Origin of the sequence: Pseudomonas sp. R28(2017) (genome assembly GCF_002112505.1) — a bacterium.
Classification (GTDB): domain Bacteria; phylum Pseudomonadota; class Gammaproteobacteria; order Pseudomonadales; family Pseudomonadaceae; genus Aquipseudomonas.
Genome location: NZ_NEHW01000022.1, coordinates 17,646 through 26,811, shown reverse-complemented (window position 1 = coordinate 26,811; position 9,166 = coordinate 17,646). Strand labels below are relative to the sequence as shown.

Below are 9,166 nucleotides of genomic sequence, written 5' to 3'. Positions count from 1 at the left end.
CGGTAAGCATCCTGCTTTGCCTGGAGGGGAGATCGTCGACACGCTAAAGGATCGTGACCGGGTGGTCTGACATGGGAAGCGGGGACAGAGGGGTGTGCGGCAGGGGAAATCCTGGCTTGAGTTTTTCGGCGCCGGTGAGATCGAGCGCCGCGCGGGCGGCGCTCGATCTCACCGGCGACAAAAATTACAAGGCGAACCCCTCAAATCCGCCGCCGTTTCCCCAAGCTCGGAATGGTCGTCTGCGGTATCACCACCGCCACCTGCTCCCGACGGGCACTGGCCGCCAGCCCCGCCAACGTCGGCTGGCTGAACAAGGTCCGGGCATCGACATGCAAGCCGGCCTGGCGCATGCGCGCCACCAGGCTCACCGCCAGCAACGAATGCCCGCCCAGCTCGAAGAAATTGTCCTCACGCCCCACCTGCTCGACCTTCAGCACCTCGGTCCAGATCGCCGCCAGCGCGGTTTCCAGGTCACCCTGCGGCGCCTGGTACTCGCGGCAGATCACCGCATCGGCACCCGGCGCCGGCAGCGCCCGGCGGTCGACCTTGCCATTGGGGCTCAACGGCAGCGCAGCCAGCGCAACGAACGCCTGCGGCACCATGTACTCGGGCATGCGCGCCAGCAGGTGACTGCGCAGCACCGCCAAGGCCGGGGTCTGCTTCCCATCGCGGCAGGTGAAGTAAGCCACCAGCCGCTCCTCGCGCATCAGCACCACGCTTTGCCCGACCTGCGGGTGCGCCGCCAGCGCGGCCTCGATCTCACCCAGCTCTACCCGCAACCCGCGCAGCTTGACCTGAAAGTCGTTGCGTCCGACGAAGTCCAGTTCGCCGTCCTGGCGGTAGCGCACCAGGTCGCCGGTGCGATACAGCCGGTCACCCTCGACGAAGGGGCTGGCGATGAAACGTTCGGCCTGCAGTGCCGGCAAGCCCAGGTAGCCACGGGCCACGCCAACGCCGCCGATGTGCAACTGCCCCACCGCCCCCAACGGCACCGGCCGGTCATGCGCGTCGAGCACATACAGGCGGGTGTTGGCGATCGGCCGGCCAATCGGCGGTGCCAGCCCGGGCAGGCGCTCATGGGGCCGCAAGGTCCAGGCGGTGCTGTCGACTGTCGCCTCGGTAGGCCCGTAGACGTTGTGCACGCGGACCTGCGGCAGGCACTGGCGAATGCGCTGCAGCAGCGCCAGGGTCAGTTCGCCACCGCCGCAGAACAGATCGGTCAGGCTGCTGCAACGCTCGACGCCCGGCGTTTCCAGAAACTGATGCAACAACGCTGGCACGAACTTCATGATCGTCACCTGCCGTGCCTGCACCAGTTGCACCAGATAGGCCGGGTCCCGGTGCCCGTCAGGCCGCGCCAACACCAGGCGCAGGCCGGCCACCAGCGGCCAGAACAGTTCCCAGACCGAGCCGTCGAAACTGAACGGCGCACGCTGCAGCAACGCCCCGCCCGGCTGTGGCGGGCAGATCTGCGAGCCCCAGTGCATCAGGTTGCACAGGCCGCGGTGCTCGATCATCACGCCCTTTGGCGTACCAGTGGAACCGGAGGTGTACATCACGTAGGCCAGCCCGGACGGCCCGAGGCCCGGCACGTGCGGGTTTTGCGCGCTGCACGCCTGCCAGTCGTCACGGTCAAGGTCGAACACCGGCACGGCCAGCGCATCGAACAGCCCGAGCGTGGCACTGTGCACCAGCAGCACGGTTGGCGCGCTGTCGTCGAGCATGAAGCGCAGGCGTTCGGCCGGGTAGCCTGGGTCGAGCGGCACATAGGCGCCGCCGGCCTTGAGCACGGCCAGCAGCGCGACCATCATCGAGACGCCACGCTCGACGCAGACCGCCACCCGCGCATCCACACCGACGCCCAGGGCAATCAGGCGATGGGCCAGGCGGTTGGCCTGGGCATTGAGGGTGTAGTAGTCGAGGGCAGCATCGTCGGCCTGCAGGGCAAGGGCCAGCGGTGTGCGCTGCACCTGGGCCTCGAACAGGGCGGGCAGCGTGCGGGTCAGTGGGCTTTGCCGGTCTTCGCTGGCGTTGAACCTGTGCAGCAGCCGTTGCAGCTCGTCGTCCGGCACGCTGCACAGTGCAGTCAGGGGGCTGGCCATGCCATCGGCGAACTGGCGCAGTGTGCTCAGCAGGCTGGCGAGCACCCGTGGCGCGCCGATCGCACGCGGCGCACGCAGGCCAAGCTGCAGCGTGTCGCCCAGGTCATCGACACTCAGCACCAGGCCGTGGCTCAGCACTTCGCTGGCCTGCAACAGTGTCACGCCCGGCAGCACTTCGCCTTGTGGCAAGCCACCCTGGCGGTAGTTGATCAGGCCCTGGAACAGCGAAGTGCCTGCCGGCAGCCCGCTGCAGCGTTGGGCCAGCAACAGCGCGGCATCTTCGTGGCCGAGCAGGCTGGCGAGGCGCGCATGGGTTTCGCTCAAGGCCTGGCTCACCGGGCCGGCTGCCAGGTTGACGCGCAGCGGCAGGCTGTTGATGAACATGCCCAGGGCGCGGTCGGCGCCGTTGCCGGCCATGGTCCGGCCCAGCAGCACGGTGCCGAGCACGACCTCGTCACGGCCCGACAAGCTGCCGAGCACCTGGGCCCAGGCCAGGTGCAGCAGGCTGGCCAGGCTCGCGCCGTGGCGCCGGGCCTGCTGGCGCAAGCGCTCGCTCAACGCGGCATCGAGGGTGGCGCCATGGCTGTGCAGGTCATGTTCATCCACCGCGATCCCGCCCAGCCCGGGGATCGCGGCCGGCGGCTCGATGCCAGCCAGCTGTTCGCGGAAATAGCGCTCGTGACGCGCCTGCCGTTCGCCATTGCTGCTCAGTGCCACATAGTTGCGGTATGGCACTGGCGCTGGCAGTGGCTCGCCACGCGGGCGCATCAAGGCTTCGAGTTCGCCCAGCAGCACCTGCAGGGAAACCGCGTCGTTGACCAGATGATGGAAGCGCAGCAGGCCGAGCCAGCGGCCCTGGCCCGGGTCCTCGGTGGTGACCATCGCCATCATCGGTGCCTGGCGCAGGTCCAGCGGCCGTCGTTGCGGGTCGAAGGCCTTGCACACTTGCGCGGCCAGGTCGCCCGCTGTGGGCGCAGCCCAGCGTTCCACCGGCAGGCGGGCCTGGCGCCAGACCACCTGCTGGGGCTGTTGCAGCCCTTCCCAGGCCAGGCTGGTGCGCAGGATGTCATGGCGCTCGATCACTTGCTGCAAGGCCTCGATGAACGCCTGCCGTTGCGTGCAGCTGGCGAAGGCGAACAGCGCCTGCTGCTGGTAGGGGTCCTGGGCTTCGCTCACATGGTGGTACAGCAGCCCTTGCTGCAGCGGGGCGAGCGGGTAGATTTCCTGCACGTTGGCGGCGCCGCCCGGCACCGTCGCGACGATCTGCTCGATGGTCGGCTGGTCGAGTGCGGCGAGCCGCAGCATGTCGGGGGTGATGCGCAGGCAGCCCGGCGCCACGCCATTGGCAGGCACTGCCGCGGCTTCGGCGACCTCCACCGTCGCCGCCAGGCTGGCCAGGGTCGACTGGCCGAACAGCACCTGCACGTCAGCTTGCAGCCCTTGCTGACGCAGGCGCTCGATCAGTTGCACCGCCAGCAGCGAATGGCCGCCCAGTTCGAAGAAGTGGTCCTGGCGCCCTACCCGCTCGACCTGCAGCAGTTCGGCCCAGAGCACGGCCAGCCGCTGCTCGATTTCACCCTGCGGCGCTTCATGCTCGCGGCGTACCATCGCGGCTTCATCCGCAGCCGGCAAGGCGCGGCGGTCAAGCTTGCCGTTGGCCGTCAGCGGCCAGCCGGCCAGGCTGACGTAGGCCACGGGCAGCAAGGCGGCGGGCAAGCGCTGGCGCACGTGCTCGAGCAGTGCCCGTGGCGTGACTGCCGACTCGGCGATATACCAGGCCTGCAGCTGCCCCTCACGGAGCAGCACCACGCTTTCGCGCACGGCCGCATGGCTGCTCAGCGCCGCTTCGATTTCGGCCAGCTCGACCCTGACGCCGCGGATCTTCACCTGGTCGTCGTTGCGCCCGAGGTATTCCAGGGTGCCGTCGGCCCGCCAGCGCACCAGGTCGCCGCTACGGTACATGCGTGCCCCGGGGTGCGCACTGAACGGGTCGTCGAGGAAGCGCTCGGCAGTCAGTTCGGGGCGGTTCAGGTAACCGCGCGCGACGCCATGGCCGGCGATGTACAACTCCCCGACGGCACCAGGGGGCAGCAACCGCTGCTGCGCGTCCAGCACGTACAGGCGGGTGTTGGCGACCGGCCCGCCGATGTGCAGCGCCTGCCCGTTGTGTACTTCACCCGAAGTGGCCACCACCGTGGTTTCGGTGGGGCCATAGTTGTTGATCACCCGGTAACGGCGCTCGCGGGCCAGGCGCCGCAGGCGGTCGCCGCCGACCAGCAGGGTCTGCAGGGTCGGGTGCAGCTCGCCCTGGGCGAAGGCATGCTCGGCCACTGGCGTCGGCAGGAAGCTCACGTCCAGCGGCTGCGCACGCCACCAGCTGAGCAAGGCATCGATGTCTTCGGCACCTTCACGTACCGGCGCAAGGTGCAGAGTCGCACCGCTGCACAAGGCTGGCCAGACTTCCCAGGCCATGGCATCGAAACCAAAACCGGCCAGGCTCGACTGCTGGCGCCCAGGCCCAAGGCCGAAAGCATCGCAGTGCCAGTCGACCAGGTTGGCCAGCATGCGGTGTTCGACCATCACGCCCTTGGGCAGGCCGGTGGAGCCGGAGGTGTAGATGACATAGGCCAGATTGGCTGGCGCGAGCGCCGCGACCACAGGCGCTTCGGCGCTTGCCGCTTGCCAGGTGCCGTGGTCCAGTTCGATCTGTGGCAGGCCGTGGGCTGGCAAGCGTGCGCTGAACCGGGAATGGCTCAGCACCACGCACGGCGCGCTGTCTTCGAGCAGGTAGGCCAGGCGTTCTTGCGGGTGTGCCGGGTCGATCGGCACGTAGGCGGCGCCGGCCTTGAGTACCGCCAGCAGGCCGACCAGGGTGTCCAGCCCGCGCTGGGCCACGACCGCGACCCGCTGGTCGGGGCCTGCACCCAGGCCGATCAGCCGCTGCGCCAACCGGTTGGCGCGCCCGTTCAGCTCGCCGTAGCTCAGGCGTTGGCCGCCGTGCAGCGCCGCCAGGGCCTCTGGCCTTCGCCTGGCCTGGGCCTCGATCCGTCGGTGAATCAGTTGCTCCTGCTGCCCTTCGCTGACCGCCGCCTGGTTCCACTGCTGCAACTGCAGCTGCTCATCGGCCGTGACCAGGTCAAAGTCGGCGACGCTCAGCCCTGGCTGTTCCAGCCCTTGTCGCAGCACGTGCAGGAGCCGTTCGGCCAGGGCGGCGACCTCGTCCTTGCCGAACCAGGCCAGGTTGTGCACCAGGTGCAGGCGGGCCTTGCCGCTGTGCGGGTTGCTGCGCAGGTGCAGGCTCAGTGGCGTCGGTTCGTGGTGGTTGCAGGTCATCACCGTATGGCCGCAAACCTCGCCGAAGCACAGCGCGTTGCCATCTTCCTCATACGACACCATCAGCTCGAACAACTGCGGCCGTTCTTCGCGCAGGGCGCCAAGCGCGCGGTTCAGCTCGCTGAGGGCGAAGCGCTGGTGGCGAAAGTCCTGTTTCAGCGCATCAGCAATGCTGCGTACCAGCTCGGCGAAAGACGGGTTGCGGGTAAAGTCCATGCGCAGGGCACTGACTTGGGTAAACAGCCCGAGGGTCGATTTGAACCGTGCACTGGCACGGTTGCGCACCGGCACACCAACCACCCATTGGTCACGTTGCCAGGTGCGCGTGCAGCACACGTGCATCGCCGCCAGCAGCACGTGGAAGGCCGACGCCTGCAGTTCGCTGCCCAGTGCGCTCATGCGCGCCAGCAACTGGCTGTCGAAGGGCAGATCGAGGGCCGCGCTGGGCTCGCCGCCTGCCACCTGCCCGCGCTCACGCGGCGCCAGCAAGGCATCGGGTAGCTGCTGGTATTTGCCCAGCCAGTAGTCCCGGTCACGGCCATGACGGGCCGACGCCTGGTACTGGCTGTCGTCCTCGATGAACTCACGGTAACCGGGCGCGCTGTCGGGCAAGGGCAGGCCCTGGCCCAGCAGGTTGTAGTAGTCGGCGACCCGCTTGAACCACAGGTCCACCCCCCAGCCGTCGAGGATCAGGTGATGCGCCTGCAGCGCGAACAGGTAGCGTTGCTCGCCCAGCCGGATCAGCTGGGTGCCCCACAGGGCGCCGGCGCCCAGCACAAACGGTTTTTGCATGCAGCTGTCGAGCAGCGCCTGGGCGGCGGCCTTGGGGTCTGCGGCAGCGCGCAGGTCGTGCTCGGGCAGATCCACCGTCAGCGTGTCGGCAAAGTACTGGCGCGGTACGCCTCCGTGCCCGTCTGGCGCCACCAGGACCGTGCGCAAGCCTTCGTGCAGTGCCACCAGGTGCGCCAGCGCCCTGCACAGCCGCGGGACATCCACGGCGCCTTCGAGCTCGACATAGGCGCCAATGTTGTACAGCGGCGAATCGCCGTGGCCGATCTGGTCCAGCCAGATATCACGCTGGGCAACGGTCAGGGCAAAGGTTTCGGCGGCAGGCATGGGGGGGCAGGTCCTTCTTGGCTTGAACATCCGCGGATTCAAGCACCCCCTCTGCACACTGTATGGCCCGCTAAACCCGGACAACCGGAGTGCGTATCAATGGCAGCTGAAAAGCCTGTAGGAAATCAACCATAGCTGGCCGCCCTGGATGGCTTACGCCACCGCCTGTTGAGCAGGAACGGCAGCGAAACGTCAGGGATATGACGCCATTTCACTGGCCATTCCAGGCCATTTGCCCAAAACCACAGGTTCATACCCTACTTGGCCAGTCGGCATTGGTGGCGTTTTCTGTCCCGGTTTTCCATTACAGACGCAGCCCCTGCTGCGGGCTTGAATACCGTCACCCACCCCGCCACCCGGAGCACTCGACCGCGAGACCACCCGCCGTAACGCTTTGAATCAAGGAAGAAAGCACATGAAGCTGACCGCCAGCCTCGCACACCGCCCCGACCCTCAGCTGTACCTGCAACTGGGTGAGCTGATCGCCAGCACCGGCGCCGACGGTTTCGCCGCACAGATGTTGCGCCTGGTCGATGCCCAGGTACCGATCCACAGGCTCGAGCTCAGCGAATGGACCCTGGACCCACGCCAGGCCAGCGTCAGCCGCATCAGGCTGCTGGGCAGTGCCGGCCTTGCGCAGCAACGGCCGGGCAACGAGGCGCTGCGCCACCCGTTGCTGCAGAGCATCATGCAGATGGACGACCCGCTGCTGATCGAGTTCAAGGCCCCGCTGGACGCCCAGCATCCCCATCAATGCCACCTGGTGTCGTGCAGCGGCGACCGGCGTTGGGTCATCTGTTTCCACCGCCTGCCCGGTCAAAGGGCGTTTTCCCTGGCTGAACTGTCCCAACTCAAGAGCCTTTCCGACACCTTGCTGCCATTGGTCGAGCACCATGGCCAGTTGCTTGGGCAGGGCCTGGTGCGCCGCGTCGGCGCCCCCCTCGCGGAGCTTGAAACAGGCTCGTTGCGCCACGCTTTTGGCGAGCGCCTGGTCCAGGAAGCCGTCCGGCTTTCCAGCCGTGAAGAGGAAGTGTGCATCGGCCTGCTGACAGGCGGCACAGTGCCGGAAATGGCACAGAAGCTGAACGTGAAGAACAGTTCGATCGAAACCTACCTCAAGCGCGCCACCGCCAAGCTGGGGGTCAGTGGCCGCCATGGGCTGGCGAAATGGATGGCCGGCGCCTGACTGCACGAGAACCTGTGATGCCCCGACATGCCCTGACCCTGTGCGCCGCGCTGCTGTGCGGCTGCTCCCTGGTGCCGGACTACCAGCGCCCCGCCGTTCCTGTGCCGGGGCAGTTCCCGCAGGGCCCGGCCTATCAAGGTGATGCGCTGGCCCACCCCCCCGCCGAAGACTGGCGCCCTGTGTTCCACGACCCGGTGCTGCGCCAGCTGATCGACAGCGCCCTGACCAACAACCGCGACCTGCGCGAGGCGGCGCTGAACGTCGAGGCCTACCGCGCCCAGTACCGCATCCAGCGTGCCGACCTGCTGCCCAAGGTGTCTGCCGACGCCACCGGCGAGCGCCAGTACCTGCCGCGGGGCATGACCGGTACCGACCAGGGCGTGATCAGCTCGACCTACGCCGCAACGCTGGGCATCAGCGCCTACGAGCTGGACCTGTTCGGCCGCGTGCGCAGCCTCAGTGACCAGGCGCTGCTGACCTACCTGGCCAGTGAAGAGGCGCGGCGCAGCACGCAACTGAGCCTGGTGGCCAGCGTGGCCAGCGCCTACCTGACCTGGCGAGCCGACCAGGAGCTGCTGGTACTGTCACAGGAAACCCTGGCCGCCGACGAGCGCAGCCTGCGTTTGACCAGCGCCCAGCGCCGCGCCGGCACGGTATCGGCACTGGACCAGATCCAGTCACGCACCAGCGTCGACAGCACCCGTGCCAGCGTGGCGCGCTACAAGCGCCAGGTGGCCCAGGACCTCAACCAGCTGACCTTGCTGGTCGGTGCGGCCGTGGATGACGACCTGGCCGCCCTGCCCCTGGCTGACGAGCAGATCGCCGGGCTGCCGGCAGGTTTGCCCTCGGACCTGCTGCGCCGCCGACCGGACATCGTCCAGGCGGAATATCAGCTGCGCGCGGCCAATGCCAACATCGGCGCAGCGCGGGCGGCGTTCTTCCCCAGCATCAGCCTCACCGCCAACGCTGGTAGCACCAGCCCGCAGTTGAGCGGCCTGTTCAACGGCGGCAGCGGGACCTGGCTGTTCCAACCGCAGATCAGCCTGCCGATCTTCACCGCTGGCAGCCTGCGCGCCAGCCTGGACTATGCAGAGCTGCAGAAGGACATTCAGGTGGCGCAGTACGAGAAGGCCATCCAGAGCGCGTTCCAGGAAGTGGCCGATGGCCTGGCGGCGCGGGCCACCTACCAGCGTCAGTTGCAGGCCCAGCGCGATCTGGTGGCGTCGAACCAGCGTTATTACAACCTGGCCGAGCATCGTTACCGGATCGGCGTGGACAGCAGCCTGACCTTTCTCGATGCACAGCGCTCGCTGTTTACGGCGCAGCAGGGTTTGATCGGTGACCGACTGGCGCAGCTGGTGGCGGAAGTGAACCTGTACGCGGCGCTGGGTGGTGGGTGGCAGGAGGCCGCTGAGCGGCCTCGGTAACC

Annotated in this window: 3 protein-coding genes; 2 read left to right on the top strand and 1 reads right to left on the bottom strand. The window is 67.9% G+C overall.

Annotated elements, in window-relative coordinates; all coding sequences use genetic code 11:
- Positions 1-200: 200 nt before the first annotated feature.
- Positions 201-6,551 carry a non-ribosomal peptide synthetase gene (locus tag CAF78_RS26135; RefSeq protein ID WP_085679517.1) on the bottom strand — a complete coding sequence of 2,117 codons (6,351 nt, stop codon included), beginning with the start codon at positions 6,549-6,551 and terminating at the stop codon, positions 201-203.
- A 415-nt stretch (positions 6,552-6,966) separates the two neighbouring features.
- Here CAF78_RS26135 and CAF78_RS26130 point away from each other — a divergent pair, with 415 nt between their 5' ends.
- A complete protein-coding gene (locus CAF78_RS26130) occupies positions 6,967-7,737 on the top strand; it encodes a helix-turn-helix transcriptional regulator (RefSeq protein WP_085679514.1) in 771 nt (256 codons plus the stop codon).
- Between the two features lie 17 nt (positions 7,738-7,754).
- Positions 7,755-9,164 (top strand): efflux transporter outer membrane subunit, encoded by a 1,410-nt coding sequence (locus tag CAF78_RS26125; RefSeq protein ID WP_085679511.1) that lies wholly within the window; start codon positions 7,755-7,757, stop codon positions 9,162-9,164.
- Positions 9,165-9,166: the final 2 nt, after the last annotated feature.